This window comes from Bacillus sp. Root920 (assembly GCF_001429445.1).
Classification (GTDB): Bacteria; Bacillota; Bacilli; order Bacillales; family Bacillaceae; genus Bacillus; species Bacillus safensis.
Genome location: NZ_LMJV01000009.1, coordinates 112,316 through 130,744 on the forward strand (window position 1 = coordinate 112,316; position 18,429 = coordinate 130,744).

Sequence of the window (18,429 nt, forward strand, 5' to 3'; positions counted from 1 at the left end):
CCAATGAATCAGCGCGAATGTAACCCGTCCTTCTTTCTGTTTCACACTTTAACATAGCGGATAAAAAAAAGAACAAGACTTTTGTCGGCACGGAAAAAAAGTGTTCGCCAATTTTTTCAACCGATCGACCCGGCGAACGGGAGCATGACATGAACTCCATAGAGATACAGCCAAAAAGAAAAAGAGATCGCAGGAACAAAGGGAAATGGCTCATCTAATCGAAAAGAAAAAACCTTCGCATAGACGATTCCAGCGATACACGAGAGGAAAAGAATGAGAAGGAATGGCTTGAATCCTAAGCAAAATGCAAGCACACCGAACAGCTTCATATCAGCTCCACCCATGCTATTTGGCTTGAAACGATCTAAACTATAAAACAAGAGAAAGCAAAAAAGAAGCGAAGCCGCTCCTTCCCACCAAATAAGAAGAGGTTCAAGCGTGCGGTATATGACGAAAAGAGGGAAAAAGAAGAGAAACAGCTCGTTTGGCACCCTCATATAAAGGAGATCGCTCACGACAGCAATCACAAATAAACTACAAAGAATCACAAGAAAAAGACCTTCAAACGAAATACCAGCGATTCTATACATGAGCAAAAAAAGACTGCCTGACAGCAGCTCAATCAGTGGATATAGCATTGGCAACCGAGTGCCGCAATGTTTACAAGTCCCCCTCAATAATGCATACGAAACTAGCGGAATCATCTCGCGCAAGGAAAGCGGCTGTTTACAGGCTGTGCAGTGAGAACGAGGAAAAAGAATAGACCGCTTCAGTGGCAGCCTTTCACCGACTAGATGAAAGAATGACCCCATGGTGACGCCCGCAAGAAACACAAAAATGCCTATCATATATCGTGACCCCTTCCGAGAATAAGATAGACCGGATTTTACCATGACCGTATTCATTGTGCACATAGCAAAAATATGATTTTACTTCCCTTCTGCGTATCAAAAGAAAAAAACGCAAAAGGCATTGAAGCCATTTGCGTTTTTTTGTTACCCGATCATACGATTTCGTATATCTGAAATAAAATAAAGAGAGCCTGTCACAAGAATCACTGCTGAAGGATCATCACTTTTTTTCTGAATGAACTCAAGCACTGTACGAGGGTCATCATCATACGACTTTGCGTCTAATTGACTGCATACATAAAGCTTTTCAGCTGATTCGGCTCTTGGAAAATCAAATGAAACAAAATGGATAGAAGAACTTACAGCATCAAGCTTTTGAATCATTTGCTTGTACGGCTTATCTTTTAAAGCACTAAAACATACATGCACCTGTTTACTAGAAAAATGAGCTTGTACGGTTTCAATTAAACGGTCGATCCCTTCTTCATTATGAGCGCCGTCTAAATACACTGGAGGCTGATCTTTAATCTTTTCAAATCTCCCAGCCCAAACTGCCTGCCGAATGCCCTCATATATTTGCTCTTCTGTCACGCTAATATAGCCTTGTTGCTCCAGCCATTCAATGAGTAAAACAGCAAGAGAAGCATTTTGCCTTTGATGCGTTCCAATTAATCCTGTTTCAAGCTGCGGATACTGCTTTTTTGATGTGCGTAACGTGAAACGTTCCCCTGTTTCTGTCGGCTGCTGCTCATCAAAGATACAAGTATCATGTAATGAAATACATTCGGCATTCTTTTCTTTGGCTGTGTTTTGAATGACAGCAAGAGCTTCAGGCTGGTGAACTGCCGTGATCATCGGAATACCCTTTTTGATAATGCCCGCTTTTTCAGCTGCAATCTGTTCAAGTGTGTCACCTAAAATGGCCATATGATCATGACCAATCGACGTAATCGCTGTTAAGATAGGCACAGCAATATTTGTAGAATCAAGCCTTCCGCCAAGCCCTGTTTCCAAGAGGACAAAGTCTACTTGGTGCACTTGAGCAAAATAAGCAAATGCACATGCTGTAATGATTTCAAATTCTGTTGCTGCGCCAAGCTCTGTTTGATCTAATTCATCAACAAAAGGCTTGATCTCATTCACCAAACTCAGCCATTCTTCATCCTCTATAGGCGCTCCGTTCACGCTGATTCTTTCATTGAACGTTAGTATAAATGGGGAGGTGAAAGTTCCGACTGAATAGCCGGCTGCCTGTAAAACAGAACGCGTAAACGCAATGGTTGATCCCTTACCATTTGTACCTGCAACATGTACTGCTTTTATGCTTTGTTCCGGATTTCCTAGTCTGTTCATCAGCCATTTCATTCGTTCAAGACCCGGTTTTACGCCAAAGGCCAGTCTGCTGTGAATCCACTCAATCGCTTCATGATAGGTTGTAAACAATGTCATCTCTCATTTCATACGAAATTTTCAAAAAAGACGACTCCATTTCATTAGGAGCCGTCTTTTTAACCTTATGCTTTCAGCTCTTCAATACGCTTTTGAACAGCTTCGCGTTTTGCGACATAATCACGTTCTTTCGCACGCTCTTCTTCTACGACACTTTCAGGCGCTTTTTTCATAAAGCCTTCATTGCCAAGCTTTTTCTGTACTCGTTCCACTTCTTTTGTCAGCTTATCAAGCTCTTTTTGCAGACGAGCAATTTCTTCATCTAAGTTGATTAAGCCTTCAAGCGGCAGAATGAGTTCTGCTCCAGAAATGACAGCCGTCATCGCTTTATCACTAACTGGGACATTTGTGCCAATTTCAAGAACACTTGGGTTCGTGAAGCGCTCAATATAAGAACGATTTTTCTCTAAACGTTCCTGAACATCAGATGTAGATGCTTTAATGTAAAGCTCAACTTGTTTGCTCATTGGCGTGTTCACTTCACTGCGAATGTTACGAACAGAACGAATTAGTTCAACAAGCAGCTTCATATCAGCAGAAGCTTGTTCGTTGGAAAGCTCCGGCTTCACTTCAGGCCATGCCGCTACAGTAATAGACTCACCTTCATGCGGTAGATGCTGCCAGATTTCTTCTGTTAAGAACGGCATAAACGGATGTAGAAGTCTCATCGTTTGATCTAATACATACGCAAGGATCGAACGAGTTGTTTTCTTCGCTGCTTCGTCTTCACCATAAAGCGGAAGTTTCGCCATTTCAATGTACCAATCACAGAAATCATCCCAAATGAAGTTGTATAAATGTCTGCCCACTTCACCGAATTCATACTTGTCAGCAAGCTGTGTGACACTTTCAATTGTTTCATTTAAGCGTGTTAAAATCCATTGATCAGCAACTGATTTTTCTCCTGATAAATCAAGCTCATCATACGTTAAACCATCCATATTCATTAAAGCAAAACGGGATGCGTTCCAAATTTTGTTCGCAAAGTTCCAAGTGGATTCTACCTTTTCAAAGCTAAAGCGAAGATCCTGACCTGGTGAGCTTCCAGTTGCTAAGAAATATCTTAATGAATCCGCACCGTACTTGTCGATGACCTCCATTGGATCAATTCCGTTGCCGAGCGACTTACTCATTTTACGTCCTTGTTCGTCGCGGATGAGCCCATGAATGAGGACATCTTTGAACGGTTTTTCTCCTGTGAATTCAAGACCTTGGAAGATCATGCGGGACACCCAGAAGAAAATGATGTCATAGCCTGTTACAAGCAGATTTGTTGGATAGTAGCGCTTGAAGTCTTCACTGTCTGCATCTGGCCAGCCCATTGTAGAAAACGGCCAAAGCGCTGAACTAAACCATGTATCAAGCACATCGTTATCCTGTTCCCAGTTCTCAATATCTTCTGGTGCTTCAAGTCCAACGTATACTTCTTTCGTTTCTTTATGATACCAAGCCGGAATGCGGTGTCCCCACCATAGCTGACGAGAAATACACCAGTCACGGATATTTTCCATCCAATGTAAATATGTCTTCTCAAATCGGTCTGGAACAAATTGAACTTGGTCGTCTCCTTTTTGCAGATGAATGGCTTCGTCTGCCAGCGGCTGCATTTTCACAAACCATTGTGTCGATAAATACGGTTCAACAACAGCTCCACTGCGCTCACTATGACCAACTGAATGCATGTGGTCCTCAATTTTGAACAAAATGCCTTCCTCTTGTAAATCCTTCACAAGCTGTTTGCGGCATTCGAAGCGGTCCATTCCTTTGTATTGCAGGGCATTCGCATTCATTGTGCCATCTTCATTCATGACAAGAATACGCTCTAACCCATGGCGGTTTCCAAGCTCAAAGTCATTCGGATCATGAGCTGGTGTAATTTTCACAGCACCTGAACCAAAATCCATATCGACATAGTCATCACCGACGATTGGGATTTCACGGCCTGTAATTGGTAAAACCACTGTTTTTCCAATCAAATGCTGATAGCGTTCGTCATCAGGGTGTACGGCTACAGCTGTATCCCCCAGCATAGTTTCAGGTCTTGTTGTCGCAATTTCAATTGAACCTGTTCCATCTGAAAGCGGATATCTCAAGTGATAAAACGCACCTTGAACATCCTTATAAATCACTTCAATATCAGAAAGTGCCGTTTTCGTTGCTGGATCCCAGTTAATGATGTACTCTCCGCGATAAATAAGCCCTTTTTCATACAATTGAACAAACACTTGGCGAACGGCTTTATTCAGACCTTCATCTAAAGTAAAACGTTCACGGGAGTAATCGAGACCAAGGCCCATTTTCGCCCACTGGCTGCGAATAAAATCTGCATATTCTTCTTTCCACTTCCACGTCTCTTCTACAAATTTCTCCCGGCCAAGGTCATACCGGCTGACGCCTTCTTCGCGAAGCTTTGCCTCGACTTTTGCTTGAGTCGCAATACCGGCATGGTCCATACCTGGAAGCCAAAGAACGTCATAGCCCTGCATCCGTTTCATACGTGTCACGATGTCTTGGAGTGTAGAATCCCATGCATGCCCAAGGTGCAGTTTACCTGTCACGTTTGGTGGAGGAATGACGACTGTATATGGATCTTTCGTTTTATCATTTTGTGCTTCGAAGAATTTCCCTTCAAGCCAGTACGTATAGCGGTCTTTTTCAATCGCATTTGGATCGTACTTTGTTGGCATTTCTTGATTATTTGTTCCCATTTGTGTAACCTCCACATTTTTTCGGCTGATGAAACATAAAAAAGCCTTTCCATCCTTATAAAAGGACGAAAAAGCTTTTTCGCGGTACCACCTTTTTTCATGAGACACATACACGTGTCCCATACACTCTAAAGGATAACGGGGTTCTCCCGAATTTCTCTACTTGTTCATTCAAGAAATTAAGCTCACAGGCGACCTTCCAAACAAGTACATCCTAGGAAACCTTTCAGCTCTTGGCTTCCCTCTCTTTAGGGTCTTGCTCGTACTCTTCCTGATCCACGCTTACGATATATCACGTTCATCAGCACATACTCATCTTTTATTAATATTACTAAATGCCTTTTGTTTTCGTCAATCATCTTTTCCGCTTTTCTTCTTCTTTATACAAATTGGGCAGGCACCCTTCGCCCTTTTGCCCATATGATAATAACAAAATGAAGAAGGAGGGCGTTTGATTTGAAGAAGATCAATCCTTACACACTTCCCCCCTGGCTAAGACAAATTCGGGCAGTTGCTTCCCAAGTCGTTCTCCCGATTGCTATATTTCAAGGATTTCGTACGATCATTTTCCCTACGACATTTGACGTCCTCATTCTAGGTATTCTTATTTTTCTCGCCTGTGCCTTTCATCTTGATTGGTTTTAAAAACTCATCATTATGTACCTGCCCATATAAAGCCAACGCAGTATAACCTCGTCATTCCGCCGATGACGAGGCACTTTGTTCTTCTTCAAGCCGTCTAGCCTGCTCAATCTCGTGAATCTTCATGACGGTCGGCTCTGAATTTTTCATCTGCCAATATGCTCTTAACAGCTGCTGACAGCTTTCCATTTCATCCTGTCCGCCTGCTTCATAGGCTTTTATCGTATCAAACAGACCTTGCGGATAAGCAAGGTAGCTCAGGAATAAATGCAGTTCTTCCTCACGAAGAGGGTTTCCTTTTTGATACTTATAAAACAAGGAAGTGCATTCAGGACAAGACGTGGGATAGGTTTTGAAAGTCCGAAAGTAAAAGGTTAGAAGATCATAAATGGGGGCGGCTTTTTTAGACCGCTCAAAATTGGTGAAATGTCCTGTCCCTACATCATTATACAAAAAGTGATGGATCGATAGCTGCCCATGATTGAGCACAACACGTGTTGTCTCTTTGTCTTTCATTTCTTCATGCCAATCTTCTAAACGTTCAAGCGCAAATTCACTGGCAGATATCGCCTCTGAAAAATACATAGCAGCGGCCAGCTCAAATGGCGACATATACCACGTTTGTTCTGCCCGCTCTATGAATCGTTCATACATGTCTTTCTCTGTTTCCCATTTGGTCTTGATTTGGGTGTAATGCGCTTCGATCTCTTGCTCTGTGATATCCATCATGACTTCAGTCCGCTTATGAAGTCTCGCAATCTCTTGAAATAAATATTCATGCTTATCGTCTTGCTCTTCTCTCTTTTCATTCGTCAGCCATGGCATCAAATAGTATGCATACTGGCTTTCCCGATGACTTGAGAAAAAGGAACCGCTCTTCGTCCGATAAATCGGTACAAAGGAGCGATAGCCCTTTGATTCCAGTTCAAGCATTTGTTCTGTAAATTGTATATGCCGGCTGGCTTTTACTCGCTTTAGAGCAAATACACCCTGCTTTGTATATACCTTGATGACAGCAGGACTGACAGGTTCAATATATTCAGCCTCAAGCCCGTATTCGTATAAGACAGATTGGATTTCATCCACGTTCACTCACCACATTTTCTCGGTCAGTCATCGTTTGCTATGCATTGCTTTTTTGATATTCAGGAATATAAAGTATCTGCCCTTCCTCAAGCTCCGCATCAATCGATAATGAGTTCGTGCGAAGAAGCTGCTGCACATTCAACTGATATCTCTCACAAATACGATCGACCGTATCTTCTTGCTGTACTATACATATTTTCATGCGAGAAAAATCTTCCTCCTCCTGCTTAGCGAACAGCTTTGTTAAATAAAGAGAGTTCTCACTGCCAGACGTTTCTCTCACGTCTTCTTCAAGCTCCTCTTCTTCTTGAGCTGACTCATATATTTTAGGTGCTTCCCGTTCATATAATCGCCCGAGCTGATATTCGTCATCGTGCGCTTCTTGCTCAGGTTCCACTTGATCAGCAGGTGATTCAAAAGCCGGATACGACTGTACCGTTTCTTCCTGCTCTTCAGCAGCTTCCGGATCCTTTCTTACTTCCACTTCAAAGAACGGCTCTTCCCGCTCCTCTTCTTCTAATAGCTTTGGCGGTTCAAAAAATGGCGGTTCCTGCACCTGAGCTTCAGGGATGGATCGATAACCAAGCGCCACAGCTTCTTCTTGATTATTCGGCTGTTCCGGCTGTTCTGGCTCTTCAGGTTCTTCTAATTCTTCAGGTTCGTCGGACGCTTCCTCTACTTCCCTGTTCACCAATTCTATCTCAATTTCTTCTTCCTCTTCTTCTTGTACTTCCTGCACTTCCTGTTCCTCTTGCTCCGCGCGCGTGTCATGTTGGAATACAGGCTGATCCTCATCATGCTCACGTTCTTCGCCTTGCAGCTCTTCTTGTTCTTCTTGTTCTGGCTGCAACTGATAATCGTAGGCCATATCGCCATCATCCACTTCAGGACGATGGACAAATTCATCCGGCTCCTCTACAGGCGCCGGAGGCGTTTCCTCGTCTAATAAGCCCTCAATGGCTAAATCAGCCTGAATGGTAAGCAAACGATTCTCTGTCAGCTGGTAATCAAACGCATCAATAAACACAAACACATCATTTAAATGACTAATTTTGTTCTTCGGAATGGTGATATCGACTGGAAATTGATGCAAAAGCTCCGCCGTTCCGTCTTCTCTGACCTTTACCTCATCTGCTTCCCTGTATGTTGGAAAGGAACTCAATTCACCCAATAGCTCCTCTTGATTTATGTTGTATTCTCCTGTTAGCTCGAGTGAACCTCTAATAGAAACATAATCATTCACTTCTTGAACGAGAATGTCAGGGTCGAGAGAAATTGACAGCAGCTCACTGACTTCCTGTCCGCTTTTGAAATAAATGGATTCTTCTACCGAAAACTGTAATCGATTGTTTTGAGACAAGTCGGTGTCCTCCTTTCATCTAATCCTTAAAAAATAAAATTAGATGTCAATACAGTTGTATGAGGGAGGAAGTGAAAATATGATTGGTTTTCTCCAATGCAAAAAAGCCGATATGTCTCCATATCGGCTTTTGTTTTATCGACGTAGTTTTTGAAAAACCTTTTCCACTGTCTCAATGGTATATTCGATGTCTTCATCTGTATGAGCTGTTGACAGGAATAGTCCTTCAAATTGAGAAGGCGGGAGGAAGATGCCGTGATCGGCCATTTCTTTGTAAAATTCAGCGAATAAAGCAAGATCAGCTGTTTTCGCTTTGTCATAATTGATCACTTCTTCATTTGTAAAGAAGAATCCGATCATGGAACCCGCACGGTTAAACGTTAATGGAATTCCGTATGCTTTCGCCGCTTTCGAAATGCCTTCTTCTAAACGGTCACCTTTTCGTTTAAACTCTTCATAAGACTCAGGTGTCAGCTGTTTTAGGGTTTCTAAGCCTGCTGTCATCGCAAGAGGGTTACCAGATAACGTTCCCGCTTGATAAATTGGACCACTTGGCGCGATTTGTCTCATAATATCCGCTCTTCCGCCATAAGCACCGACTGGAAGACCGCCTCCAATCACTTTACCAAGGCACGTCAGATCAGGTGTGATGCCAAAATAGCCTTGCGCGCAGTGATAATCCACACGGAAGCCTGTCATGACCTCATCAAAAATGAGTAATGATCCGTATTGCTCCGTGATGTCTCTTAGTCCTTGCAAGAAACCTTCTTGCGGAGGGACAACCCCCATATTTCCTGCAACCGGCTCTACAATGACACCCGCGATATCGTCTCCAAATTCTTGAAAAGCAACTTGAATACTTTCTAAATCATTGTACGGCACTGTGATTGTGTTGCTTGCAGTCCCTTCAGGAACACCAGGACTATCTGGCAGTCCAAGCGTTGCTACTCCAGAACCCGCTTTAATGAGCAAAGAATCGCCGTGGCCATGATAGCAGCCTTCAAATTTCACAATTTTATTTCTCCCTGTAAAACCGCGAGCTAGACGAAGTGCACTCATCGTCGCCTCTGTACCAGAGCTGACCATACGAATGACTTCGATGGAAGGAACCCGTTCTGATACAAGTTTAGCTAATTCATTTTCAACTAACGTAGAAGCACCGAAGCTTGTCCCATGTTCCGCTACTCGCTGAATGCTTTCAACGACACGGTCATTCGTATGTCCTAAAATAAGCGGTCCCCATGATAAGACATAATCGATGTATTCATTTCCATCAATATCATAGATCTTGGAGCCTTTGCCTCGTTCCATAAAAATCGGGTCTGTGTTGACTGATTTAAATGCACGCACAGGGCTGTTGACACCACCAGGCATTAAATGCTGTGCTTCTTCAAATGCTTGCTTTGATTTTTCATAGCTACGTCCCATTTCAACGTCCTCCTGTCTATCCGTTCTTTATTCTGAGAGCCATTTTGCTGCATCTTTTGCATGATACGTGATAATGAGTTCTGCTCCTGCACGTTTCATGCTTGTCAGCATTTCAAGAACAAGCTCTTTTTCAGAAATCCAGCCATTTTGAGCAGCGGCTTTCACCATTGCATACTCTCCGCTCACATTGTAAGCAACAACAGGGAGTGTAAATTCATTTTTCACATCACGCATAATGTCTAAGTAAGAAAGGGATGGTTTGACAATTAAGAAGTCAGCTCCCTCTTCTACATCAGATTGCGCTTCTCTTAGTGCTTCTAAACGGTTTGCAGGGTCCATTTGATATGTTTTACGATCTCCAAACTGCGGTGTACTATGTGCCGCATCACGGAACGGACCGTAAAAAGCACTTGCATATTTCACCGCATATGACATGACAGGTACATGAATAAAGCCTGCTTCATCAAGTGCCTCACGAATGGCAACAACAAATCCGTCCATCATATTTGAAGGCGCGATGATATCTGCACCTGCACGCGCTTGGCTGACAGCAGTTTTCGCTAATAGCTGAAGAGATTCATCATTTAAAATTTCTCCATCTTCAACGATTCCGCAATGTCCGTGATCTGTATATTGGCATAAGCAAGTGTCTGCAATAACCACGAGCTCTGGGAAATGCTTTTTGATTTCAAGCGTTGCTCTTTGAACAATGCCGTGATCGTGATACGCCTCACTGCCTACATGATCTTTATGATCTGGCACACCAAATACAATGATTGATTTGATGCCAAGGTCCACAAGCTCTTGGACTTCTTCTTTCACAAGATCTACAGAAATGTGATATACACCTGGCATTGAAGAGACTTCTTTTCGGACATTTTCTCCCTCTACAAAAAAGATCGGGTAAATGAAATCAGATGGTCTTAAAAAGGTTTCTCTAACTAATTCTCTCATTCCTGCGCTTGTCCGCAATCTGCGGTGTCTGTTAAATTTCATCAATGGTTCAACTTCCTTTCAGATAAACGGCACATTAAATCAAGCATTCCGTCTATCGTATAAGTATCTGGGGTTTCAGATGAAATCCCGTATTGAAGCAGTGCCTCTTTTGTCAGAGGACCGATCGTCACAAAACAGGTGTCAGATGCAGCAAGCATCGCTGCGTCTGGTTCCATCACATGCATAAAAGAATGAACAGTGGATGAGCTCGTAAATGTAATAAAATCAAATGATTGCTTCGTCATTGCCGATTTAAGAGCAGCAATTCCTTCCTCATCCTTAACTGTTTCATATAAAATCCATTCTTTTACCTCTATGCCGAGCGGAATGAGGGTCTCTTTCACCACATCTCGTGACAGATGCCCTTTTGCTACAAACACACGCTCTCCCGGGCGTACATGGTCAAGTAATGCATCTGCCAGTTCTTCCGCTATAAATCGTTCTGGCACCACATCCACCTTTAAGCCGTGCTGCTCAAGATAGGCAGAGGTTTTCTCTCCTACAGCAGCCACTTTCAAATGGGTTAAGCTCTTATGTAAATGATGGTCTTTTATGTAATTCAGAAAAAAAGACGCACCATTCACACTCGTGAAAACAAGCCAGTGGCTATTTTCTAAGTCCTTTAAAAAGGCCTGCGTTTTTTCTTTTGTGAGCGTAGGCTCAAACCGAATAAGAGAGGTTAAAACCGCATGACCGTTCAGCGCTTCGATCTTTTGCTGAAACACGCCCGCTTGACGTTCATTTCGAGTGACAAGCACCGTCTGTCCGTGAAGCGATTTGCCTATGCTCATTGAGACAGATCCTTTTTCACCTTGTCGATCAAATCCTTTGCTCCCTTATCAACCATCTGCTTCGCACACGCTGTTCCAATTGCCTCAGGGTCAGTGCCTGTGACGGTTTCTCGAATAATCGTGTGCCCATCAGCAGATGCAACAAGACCTGTTAGTTCAATTTCATTATGCTCATTCATCGTTGCATAGCCAGCGATCGGCACCTGACAACTTCCATCCATTTGTTTGAGGAAAGCTCTTTCTGCAAGAACCGTTTTCTTCGTATATTCATTCGTAAATTGGGCGAGAAGCTTAAGCAGCTCTTCATCATCCCCGCGGCACTCAATCGACAGTGCGCCTTGTCCAACAGCAGGAAGGCAAGTCTCAGGAGATAAAAATTCCGACACGACCTCTTTGCTCCAACCCATTCTAGACAGACCGGCAGCCGCTAGAATAATGGCATCATACTCTTCATTTTTCAGCTTTTCCAATCTCGTATCAATGTTTCCTCTAATCCATTTAATCTCAAGATCTGGTCTCTCCTGAAGAAGCTGGGCGCTGCGCCGTAAGCTGCTCGTTCCCACAATTGCGCCCTTAGGCAGTTCGCTGAGACTCAGATGATCCTTCGAAATAAGTGCATCCCGCACATCCTCACGCTCAGGAATACAGCCAATGACTAAACCTTCTGGAAGAGCAGCCGGCATATCCTTCATGCTGTGCACTGCCATATCGATGTCATGATTCAGCATCGCCTGCTCGATCTCTTTAACAAACAGTCCTTTTCCGCCAACCTTAGATAAGGTCACATCTAAAATTTGATCACCCTTTGTCACAATTTCTTTTATTTCAAAAGAATAAGAAGGGTTTAGTTCAGACAGCTTTTGAATGACCCATTTTGTTTGTGTAATTGCCAGCTTACTTCGTCTAGAACCTACTTTAATTGTACGCAATACGTCTTCCTCCCGACAATGCCTTTAAGACTCATCATTATTGAAACCAATGAAAGGTTGATAAGCTACCAAGCAGAAAATAATTAATCATCAGCACAAGAAATGAAGCGACATTCCAAAATGCCACGATTTTGCCCTGCATATTTCTCACCAATCTGATATATAAGTAAAAGCCATATAAAAACAGCATAATAAACGAACCAAGCACCTTTGCATCTGTCCAGTACAACGTATCATACGAAATATATGCCCAAATGATGCCAAGAATTAAACTAAGCAAGAGCATTGGCACACCAATAATGTTTAATACGTACGCCATATGATCGAGCTTTGATAAGTCTTCGATTCTCAGAAGCCATTTTCCCCATTTTTTCTTTTTCAGTAAACGATATTGAAAGAGATAAAGCAGTGAAAACGCAAATGAAAGAGAAAAGGCACCGTAGGATAAAATCGCCATCGTAATATGAATCACGAGCAGTTCACTCGTCAGCTTCCCCGTTAGTTCTGCTGAATGGAGGTCAGATGGTGTAAAGGTATGAATCGCCATCATGGAAAAACCAATCACATTTGTAAAAAAGACAATAAATTCAACACGCAATACCTTTGTGAGCACAAGAGAAAGTGTCACAAGCACCCACGTATAAAAATATAACCCCTCTGCTACATTCAACACAGGGAATCGGTCTGTTTCCATCATAATATAGAACATGTAGACTGTTTGCAGCAGCCAGACAATAGAAAGCAACCAGAAAGCCATTTTTCCAGCCTTCCGGTTGTGTTGAAGAAAATCTATGAAATAGAACAAGACACTTAGTGCATAGATTAAGATCGTCGCTTCATTGAGTCTCGCTACAATGGATTCCATCATCGCTTAATCACTCACTGGCAACTGTAGCAAAGCCTTGTGCCATATTTGGTTTGAACAGCTGAAATGATCCTTGCTCCACCTGCATCGGCTCGACCTTTTGCTCTTCATCTTCAACCTGTAAATCAAAGATTTCTTTAAAGAGTAAAAGCTTTTCCTCTGCATTCGGCTCCGCGGCAATTTCTTTTGCCTTTAAGATAGGATCTTTCAGCATTTGGTTGATGATGCTTTTCGTATGTTTATTTAACAGCTTCATTTCACGGTTTGTGAGGTTTGGAAGCTTCCGCTCAATACTCTGCATCGTATCGGCTTGAATTGTGAGTGCCTTTTCTCTAAGTGCAGAAATGACCGGAACAACACCTAACGTATTCAGCCATTGCTTAAATTCCACAATTTCTGCTTCAATCAGAAGCTCAACCTGCTCAGCCACTGCACGGCGCTCTTTTAAGTTGGCAGCCACGATGCCTTCAAGGTCATCAATGTCATACAAAAAAGCACCTTCTACTTCAGAAATGGCTGGATCTAAATCACGGGGTACAGCAATATCTACCATAAATAGAGGTCTGCCTTTCCGCTTTTTATTCGCACTTTCGACCATTTCTTTTGTAATGACAAATTGTTTCGCACCCGTTGAGCTGATTAAAATGTCCGCTTCAGATAATGTTTTTTCTAATTGGTTTAAGCTCTTAGGCTCTCCTGAAAAACGACCAGCCAATTCCTTTGCCTTCTCAAACGTTCGATTGATAACCGTTACTTGGCCAATTCCTTGACCTTGAAGGTTTTGAGCCGCCAGTTCGCCCATTTTGCCCGCACCAAGAATCAGGACATGCTTATCAGAAAGACGTCCAAAGATTTTTTTGGCTAGCTCAACAGCTGCATAGCTGACAGACACGGCATTAGACGCGATATCTGTTTCCGCATGAGAGCGTTTTGCAACAGTTACCGCCTGTTTAAATAAATAATTGAAAACGGTACCAATGGTCTTCTCCTCTTGAGCTACTTTAAAGCTGGAACGTACTTGACCGAGTATTTGCGTTTCACCAATGACCATGGAATCAAGTCCACAAGCCACACGGAATAAATGCTCAACCGCTCCATCGTTTTCATAGAACTTCAAATATGGAGAGACATCTTCCTTTTCTAAGCCGAACCAATCGGCTAAAAATCTTTTTATATAAAACCGTCCAGTATGAAGCTGATCTACTACTGCGTAGATCTCTGTTCGATTACATGTTGAGATGACGATATTCTCTAGAATGCTTTTTTCTTCTTTAAGCTTGGACATCGCTGTTCCGAGCTCACTCGGTTCAAAGCTCAGCTGTTCCCGTATCTCAACAGGGGCTGTTTTATAATCTAAACCCACAACAAGAATATGCATAACTTCAGCTTGCACCCCCAACGCCCTGTCTAATTTATAATAATTACAATATAGAATTTATTATTTATAATGATTATAACATATATTCATTTTTAACTGGATAAAAATTGTGAACAGATTTCAAAAATGTTGTGATATAGTAGAAAAATGTTCGACATCAATTATGCCATATCATCACTTCAAGCAATTTACCAGATTTGGCGCGTGCGGACAAATGATCTGCTTAAAAGAAGGTGACATCTTTGAAGAAGAAATCCATTTTGCTGCCGCTCACTTTACTGGCTGTAGCGCTATATGCCATTCTCTCAGGAGGTCAATTTGACATTTGGAAGGATCAAGAGAAATGGTATACACTTGTACTGCTTTTTGGTCTCGCGTTCTTATATCAAGGAAAAAAGGAGCAAGAAAGCGCTCATGTGTTTATCGGTATGCTCATGACAGGCCTTTCGCTACACTTTATTCTTCAGCCTAAATTGGACCACTGGCCAGACACATTTACAATGATTGTGTTCATCATAGGACTTGCACTCTTTGTGAAATCATCTCAGAAAAAAGAATATCGTATTGAAAGTGTTGTGCTGATCGCACTCGGTCTGTTCCTTTATTTCTTTCAGCAAATTACAAAACAGCTAAGTTCCCTTTCGATCCCTACTTCCGGCTTTGAATTGTACTGGCCTTATGTACTGATTGCTGTCAGTCTCCTCTTATTATTTTTAAAAAGGAAATAACTTATACAATAAAAAAAGCATCTGCTCATCGCAGATGCCTTCAGCGTAAAGACAAACCCTCGCATTCGTTGTCAGTCCTGTGTGCTGGTGCTCACGAATAGCAAATTCGCTCCGCGCCAGTACTCGTCCTTTCTAGACTTCAAGGGTTTTCTTATCACGCTGAAAAGAAGATAAAGATAAAAAAGCATCTGCTCATCACAGATGCTTTTTTTAGCTGTTTACCTTCGCAAGGATCGCATTCCAGGCTTCATCTTTCCCCTTTTTTGTTTCAGAAGAGAATAAGATGAGTTCATCTGAAGGGTCAATGTCGAGCGTCTGTTTGACGACTTTCGCATGTTTTTCCCATTTGCCTTTTGGAATTTTATCCGCTTTTGTTGCGATGACAATCACCGGAACTCCGTAATATTTAAGGAATTCATACATGTTCACATCATCTACTGATGGCTTATGGCGCAGATCCACAATTTGGACAACTGCTTTTAATTCTTCACGCATTGTAATATACGTTTCGATCATTCTACCCCAGGCTTCACGCTCTGTTTTTGATACTTTGGCAAAACCGTAGCCCGGAACGTCCACAAAATGGAGCATATCATTAATAATGTAGAAATTAAGCGTCTGTGTCTTACCTGGTTTAGAAGACGTACGCGCTAAATTTTTACGATTAATCAATGAGTTGATGAACGAGGACTTTCCAACATTTGATCGTCCAGCAAGCGCGATTTCAGGCAGTCCGCCGCTCGGGTACTGCTCTGGTTTCACCGCACTAATGACGATATCTGATTTTGTTACTTTCATCTTCCCTCTCCTACCAACGCTTTCTCAAGCACCTCATCTAAATGTGAGACCGGAATAAAGGTTAGTCCTTCTCTCACACTTTCAGGAATATCATCAATATCCTTCTCATTGTCCTTTGGAAGAATAATGGTTTTCAACCCTGCACGATGTGCGCCTAATGCTTTTTCTTTTAGTCCGCCAATCGGAAGCACTCTCCCTCTTAACGTTATCTCTCCTGTCATACCAACCTCTTTTGACACAGGACGTCCTGTGAGTGCTGATACAAGAGCCGTCGCAATGGTGATACCAGCTGATGGCCCGTCCTTTGGAACCGCACCCTCTGGAACATGGATATGAATATCGTGCTTTTCATTAAAATTAGGATCAATGTTCAGTTCATCTGCTTTGGAACGAATATAACTGAATGCCGCCTGTGCAGATTCTCTCATGACATCACCAAGCTTACCTGTTAACAAGAGCTTGCCTTTACCAGGAGAAAGTGATACCTCAATTGATAAGGTGTCTCCGCCAACGGTCGTATACGCAAGTCCTGTGACAACCCCGACTTGGTCTGTCGTTTCAGCCTGACCATAACGGTAAAGTCTTTTTCCGAGAAATTCAGATAAGTTCTTTTCCGTCACCGTGATACGTTTACGGTCTTCAGCCACAATCGCTCTTGCCGCTTTTCGGCAAATGGCCGCAAGCTGACGCTCTAATCCACGAACTCCTGCTTCTCTTGTGTAATAGCGAATCGTATCATAAATCGCTGCTTCACGAAGCTGCAAGTTCCCTTTCTTTAATCCGTGCTCCTTTAGCTGCTTCGGCAGTAGATGATCTTTCACAATCTCTGCTTTTTCAACCTCTGTATACCCTGCAATCGTGATAATCTCCATTCTATCACGAAGTGGACCTGGAATGGTTGCTAAATTGTTGGCAGTGGCAATAAATAACACCTGAGATAAATCAAATGTCTCTTCAATATAGTGATCGCTAAAGTTGTGATTTTGCTCAGGGTCCAGCACTTCAAGCATCGCAGAAGACGGATCACCTCTAAAATCAGAGGACATCTTATCGATTTCATCTAAAAGAAACACCGGATTCATAGTACCTGCCTTACTCATTCCGCGAATGATACGGCCTGGCATCGCCCCTACATACGTTCTTCTATGTCCGCGAATCTCAGATTCATCACGCACCCCGCCAAGTGAGACACGGATAAACTTTCGGTCAAGTGATTTAGCAATCGATTTGGCAAGTGACGTTTTCCCTACCCCAGGAGGTCCTGCTAAGCAAAGAATCGGTCCTTTTAATGAATTGGTCAGCTTCTGTACAGCAAGGTATTCAAGCACACGTTCTTTGACTTTTTCCAGCCCATGATGCTCATCATCTAAAATTTCACTTGCAAGCTTTAAATCTAGACGATCTTCTGTATAGATGCCCCATGGAAGATTGATCAGCCAATCAATATAATTTCGAATGACAGAGCTCTCCGCAGAGCTTGAAGGAATTTTTTCATAACGATTCAATTCTTTTAACGCCGTTTCACGAACAGACTCAGGCATGCTGGACTCTTCGATTTTAGACATTAATGAACTGACTTCGCCTGTTTTTCCTTCCTTGTCTCCAAGCTCTTTTTGAATGGCTTTCATTTGTTCACGCAAATAATATTCTTTTTGCGTTCGTTCCATTGAACGTTTGACGCGCTGGCCAATTTTCTTTTCAATTTCCAGCACTTCTTTTTCATTGTGAATTAAGCTGATGACACGATTCAGACGTTTTTTGACATCCACTGTTTCCAGCACTTCTTGTTTGTCCTTTAATTTGAGCGGCAGGTGAGAAGCGACGATATCTGCCATTCTCCCTGGTTCCTCAATATCCGTCACCGTTGCATATGTTTCAGCTGATATTTTTTTTGAAATTTTTATGTACTGATCAAAGTGATCTAACAAAGTGCGCATGAGTGCTTCTGCTTCTGCGTCCTTTAATTCTTCTTCTGTCAATTCTTTAATATCGACGGACGTATAGTCCTCAAGCTCCACGTATGATTCGATCTGCGCTCGATTTAAACCTTCAACGAGTACACGAATCGTTCCATTCGGCAGCTTCAGCATTTGTTTAATTTTTGTGTAGGTGCCGACTTTGAAAATTTCCTCTTCACCTGGTTCATCTATTGAAATTTCCCGCTGTGTTGCTAGAAAAATCATATGATCGTTCATCATCGCCTGTTCTAATGCTTGAACAGACTTCTCGCGTCCAACGTCCAAATGCAAGACCATTGTTGGATAAACAAGCAAGCCTCGCAATGGAAGGAGCGGAACATTCTTTTTGATTTCATCTGCCATGTTGATTGACACCTCCGTCACTAGTATGAATCATTATAATATACCTGTTTCAGTCTTGTACAATGTAAAAGACTTAAGAAATGATGATCTTACCGTAGT

General features: G+C 42.4%; 15 protein-coding genes and 1 other annotated feature. Of the genes, 2 read left to right on the top strand and 13 right to left on the bottom strand.

The features are described 5' to 3' along the window. Positions 1-116: 116 nt before the first annotated feature. From ASE42_RS15730 to ASE42_RS15740, 3 genes are all read right to left on the bottom strand, one after another. Positions 117-848 (bottom strand): prepilin peptidase, encoded by a 732-nt coding sequence (locus ASE42_RS15730; protein WP_034621130.1) that lies wholly within the window; start codon positions 846-848, stop codon positions 117-119. A gap of 147 nt (positions 849-995) precedes the next feature. Beyond that, positions 996-2,300 carry a bifunctional folylpolyglutamate synthase/dihydrofolate synthase gene (locus tag ASE42_RS15735; RefSeq protein WP_056768014.1) on the bottom strand — a complete coding sequence of 435 codons (1,305 nt, stop codon included), beginning with the start codon at positions 2,298-2,300 and terminating at the stop codon, positions 996-998. Positions 2,301-2,365: 65 nt separating this feature from the next. Next, entirely contained in the window at positions 2,366-5,008 is a 2,643-nt protein-coding gene (locus tag ASE42_RS15740; protein ID WP_056768101.1) for a valine--tRNA ligase, read from the bottom strand. Positions 5,009-5,066: 58 nt separating this feature from the next. After that, positions 5,067-5,296 (bottom strand) — a binding site (T-box leader). Between the two features lie 168 nt (positions 5,297-5,464). Here ASE42_RS15740 and ASE42_RS15745 point away from each other — a divergent pair. Then, a complete protein-coding gene (locus tag ASE42_RS15745) occupies positions 5,465-5,653 on the top strand; it encodes a hypothetical protein (RefSeq protein WP_003216497.1) in 189 nt (62 codons plus the stop codon). 51 nt (positions 5,654-5,704) lie between these two features. Here the strand turns inward: ASE42_RS15745 and ysxE are convergent, their stop codons facing one another. The 8 genes from ysxE to hemA all read right to left on the bottom strand — a co-directional run bounded on the left by ysxE (position 5,705) and on the right by hemA (position 14,483). Continuing rightward, positions 5,705-6,736, bottom strand: a complete 1,032-nt coding sequence (ysxE, locus tag ASE42_RS15750; RefSeq protein WP_056768018.1) for a spore coat protein YsxE — start codon at positions 6,734-6,736, stop codon at positions 5,705-5,707. Positions 6,737-6,773: 37 nt separating this feature from the next. Then, entirely contained in the window at positions 6,774-8,096 is a 1,323-nt protein-coding gene (locus tag ASE42_RS15755; protein WP_056768021.1) for a LysM peptidoglycan-binding domain-containing protein, read from the bottom strand. A gap of 135 nt (positions 8,097-8,231) precedes the next feature. Then, positions 8,232-9,524, bottom strand: coding sequence for a glutamate-1-semialdehyde 2,1-aminomutase (gene hemL, locus ASE42_RS15760; protein WP_048239021.1), 1,293 nt, complete (start codon positions 9,522-9,524; stop codon positions 8,232-8,234). Positions 9,525-9,551: 27 nt separating this feature from the next. Continuing rightward, complete coding sequence (gene hemB / locus ASE42_RS15765; RefSeq protein ID WP_029706177.1) at positions 9,552-10,520, bottom strand: porphobilinogen synthase; 969 nt, start codon at positions 10,518-10,520, stop codon at positions 9,552-9,554. Beyond that, positions 10,520-11,311 (bottom strand): uroporphyrinogen-III synthase, encoded by a 792-nt coding sequence (locus ASE42_RS15770; RefSeq protein WP_056768024.1) that lies wholly within the window; start codon positions 11,309-11,311, stop codon positions 10,520-10,522. Before ASE42_RS15770 ends, hemB begins: the two co-directional genes overlap by 1 nt. Then, positions 11,308-12,240: a hydroxymethylbilane synthase gene (gene hemC / locus ASE42_RS15775; RefSeq protein WP_056768028.1), complete on the bottom strand. Its 933-nt coding sequence runs from the start codon at positions 12,238-12,240 to the stop codon at positions 11,308-11,310. The genes ASE42_RS15770 and hemC overlap by 4 nt, the downstream gene beginning before the upstream one ends. A 37-nt stretch (positions 12,241-12,277) precedes the next feature. Continuing rightward, positions 12,278-13,108, bottom strand: a complete 831-nt coding sequence (locus ASE42_RS15780; RefSeq protein ID WP_025092450.1) for a cytochrome c biogenesis protein — start codon at positions 13,106-13,108, stop codon at positions 12,278-12,280. A gap of 7 nt (positions 13,109-13,115) precedes the next feature. Then, positions 13,116-14,483: a glutamyl-tRNA reductase gene (gene hemA, locus ASE42_RS15785; RefSeq protein ID WP_024427831.1), complete on the bottom strand. Its 1,368-nt coding sequence runs from the start codon at positions 14,481-14,483 to the stop codon at positions 13,116-13,118. A gap of 242 nt (positions 14,484-14,725) precedes the next feature. On the opposite strand from hemA, the gene ASE42_RS15790 reads away from it, so the two are divergent. After that, positions 14,726-15,211, top strand: coding sequence for a hypothetical protein (locus ASE42_RS15790; RefSeq protein WP_048239024.1), 486 nt, complete (start codon positions 14,726-14,728; stop codon positions 15,209-15,211). A 210-nt stretch (positions 15,212-15,421) separates the two neighbouring features. On the opposite strand, the gene yihA is transcribed toward ASE42_RS15790, so the two are convergent. Further along, positions 15,422-16,009, bottom strand: coding sequence for a ribosome biogenesis GTP-binding protein YihA/YsxC (gene yihA / locus ASE42_RS15795; protein WP_056768031.1), 588 nt, complete (start codon positions 16,007-16,009; stop codon positions 15,422-15,424). Then, positions 16,006-18,330, bottom strand: coding sequence for an endopeptidase La (lon, locus tag ASE42_RS15800; RefSeq protein WP_056768035.1), 2,325 nt, complete (start codon positions 18,328-18,330; stop codon positions 16,006-16,008). Before lon ends, yihA begins: the two co-directional genes overlap by 4 nt. Between the last annotated feature and the right edge of the window lie 99 nt (positions 18,331-18,429).

Coding starts and splice junctions, on each gene's coding strand:
- lon (WP_056768035.1), bottom strand. CDS start 18,330: ATGGCAGATGAAATCAAAAAGAATGTTCCGCTCCTTCCATTGCGAGGC.
- ASE42_RS15730 (WP_034621130.1), bottom strand. CDS start 848: ATGATAGGCATTTTTGTGTTTCTTGCGGGCGTCACCATGGGGTCATTC.
- ASE42_RS15780 (WP_025092450.1), bottom strand. CDS start 13,108: ATGATGGAATCCATTGTAGCGAGACTCAATGAAGCGACGATCTTAATC.
- ASE42_RS15740 (WP_056768101.1), bottom strand. CDS start 5,008: ATGGGAACAAATAATCAAGAAATGCCAACAAAGTACGATCCAAATGCG.
- hemL (WP_048239021.1), bottom strand. CDS start 9,524: ATGGGACGTAGCTATGAAAAATCAAAGCAAGCATTTGAAGAAGCACAG.
- hemB (WP_029706177.1), bottom strand. CDS start 10,520: ATGAAATTTAACAGACACCGCAGATTGCGGACAAGCGCAGGAATGAGA.
- hemA (WP_024427831.1), bottom strand. CDS start 14,483: ATGCATATTCTTGTTGTGGGTTTAGATTATAAAACAGCCCCTGTTGAG.
- ASE42_RS15770 (WP_056768024.1), bottom strand. CDS start 11,311: ATGAGCATAGGCAAATCGCTTCACGGACAGACGGTGCTTGTCACTCGA.
- yihA (WP_056768031.1), bottom strand. CDS start 16,009: ATGAAAGTAACAAAATCAGATATCGTCATTAGTGCGGTGAAACCAGAG.
- ASE42_RS15735 (WP_056768014.1), bottom strand. CDS start 2,300: ATGACATTGTTTACAACCTATCATGAAGCGATTGAGTGGATTCACAGC.